This is a genomic window from Pseudoalteromonas sp. S16_S37, from assembly GCF_014694405.1.
GTDB lineage: Bacteria > Pseudomonadota > Gammaproteobacteria > Enterobacterales > Alteromonadaceae > Pseudoalteromonas.
Window position 1 is genome coordinate 1 of the sequence record NZ_JAAUWV010000171.1, and the last position, 864, is coordinate 864.

General features: G+C 41.7%; 1 protein-coding gene and 1 pseudogene. Both read left to right on the forward strand.

The genetic code is table 11. From position 1 onward, the window contains the following. Nucleotides 1–117, forward strand: a pseudogene (locus HC733_RS22440) (transposase); the annotation flags it as partial. Nucleotides 118–265: 148 nt separating this feature from the next. Then, nucleotides 266–864 (forward strand): transposase (locus tag HC733_RS22445; RefSeq protein ID WP_446727651.1); only part of this gene is annotated, 599 nt, incomplete at its 3' end.

Here is an 864-nt window from a genome sequence, read left to right on the forward strand (position 1 = left end):
CTGGCTGGATTGGAATATCTTAAACAAATTCATAAACTTTCGGATGAAAATACGGTCGCCATGTGGTGTGAAAATCCCTATTGGCAGTATTTTTGTGGGATGCAGTTTTTTACTCATCACAAAAATTAAAAAGGACAGTCACTCGAATTTGAAAGTTTGAGTGAGTAATTAACGTGGACAGGCACTCAAACTTGAAACCTTGAGTGCTTTGTCTAAGCTTTTAGTTCTTCAAAATCATTTCAAATTCTAGGTCAAGGAGTGAACGATGGGATTAGCACGGAAGCGACAAATCAGTTTGTCGGATACGCGATATTATCATTGTGTTTCACGTTGTGTTCGCCGTGCATTTTTGTGCGGCGAAGACAAGTTGACGGGTAAATCGTACGCGCATCGTCGAGGTTGGGTAGAAGAACGATTGTTGTTTTTAGCCAAGGTATTTTGTATTGACGTGTGTGCTTATGCGGTAATGAGCAATCATACCCATATGGTGCTGTATGTGGATGATAAAAAAGCTCAAAGGCTGAGTGACAAAGCTATACTCATACGTTGGCATAAGCTTTTCAAAGGCACACTGCTGTGCCACAAATTCTTGCAAGGTGAGACTTTGGATGAGGGGCAGCGATTTTTTCTCAGTAAAGATATTGAGGAATATCGAAATCGATTATCGAGCATTAGCTGGTTTATGCGCGTGCTGAATGAAAACATCGCCCGTAGGGCTAACAAAGAAGATAATTGCACAGGTCATTTCTGGGAAGGGCGCTTTAAAAGTCAGGCGTTACTGGATGAGGCCGCATTAATGGCTTGTATGGCGTATGTCGATTTAAACCCAATCAGAGCAAAAATGGCAAAGACACCAGAAGAGTC